This is a genomic window from Undibacterium sp. SXout7W (genome assembly GCF_049339385.1).
Lineage (GTDB): Bacteria > Pseudomonadota > Gammaproteobacteria > Burkholderiales > Burkholderiaceae_D > Undibacterium.
Window position 1 is genome coordinate 1 of the sequence record NZ_JBMPPF010000062.1, and the last position, 786, is coordinate 786.

The 786-nt window shown below is 51.8% G+C and carries 1 pseudogene; it reads left to right on the forward strand.

The window, feature by feature from the left end:
- Positions 1-786 (forward strand): annotated as a pseudogene (locus ACO0LB_RS20485) (hypothetical protein); the annotation flags it as partial.

Here is a 786-nt window from a genome sequence, read left to right on the forward strand (position 1 = left end):
TAGGCAACTACGCCCAGGCGCAATATGAAAAAGCCCTCGCCAACACCGACAAAGAAGGCATAGAGCAATGGAAAGAAGGCGGCACATCCCGCGTCCTGCTCCACACCTTGGTAGGAGCCCTGACAGGCGGCACGAGCGGAGCAGCAGGAGCGGCCAGCAGCCAAATCCTGATTCCAGACATCAACGAACAAATCAAAAAACTAGACATACCAGACACACTCAAAAGTACCCTGGTACAACTCGCCGGCATCAGCATTGGAGCGTTGACAGGCGGAACAGCAGGAGCGGTAGCAAGCGAAAACGCCACCGCCAACAACCTGCTCATACACGACCAACAAATGGAACTTGCGCGCCTCAAAAGCAAATGCGCCAGCACACAAGGCTGTAGCCCAACAGAAGAAAGCCGCATCCAGGAACTACTCACATTGGCAAAAAAACCCTACTACAGCGGCACAGCTGGCCAGTACACCTTCAACCCAACAGAAGCAGAACAAGCCTACACAGGCATGACAGCGGAACAACTCAGTGCCCAGCGAACAACAGAGCAAGACAACATCAACGCCCAGCTGAAGAAGCAAAGTCAGATAGCAAAAGACGAGATATGGACAAGATTTCAACAATATGCCCAAGACATGCAGGGAATCGAAAGCCAGACAGCGCAAGAGACACAAACACAAAAAAACAAAACGGGAACAGGCGCAGTAATAGGAGGAGCAACCACAGCAATAACAGAACTAGTCACCTCACTGGCAGAGCTTCCACAAACAGCCCGCACAGTCAAACAGT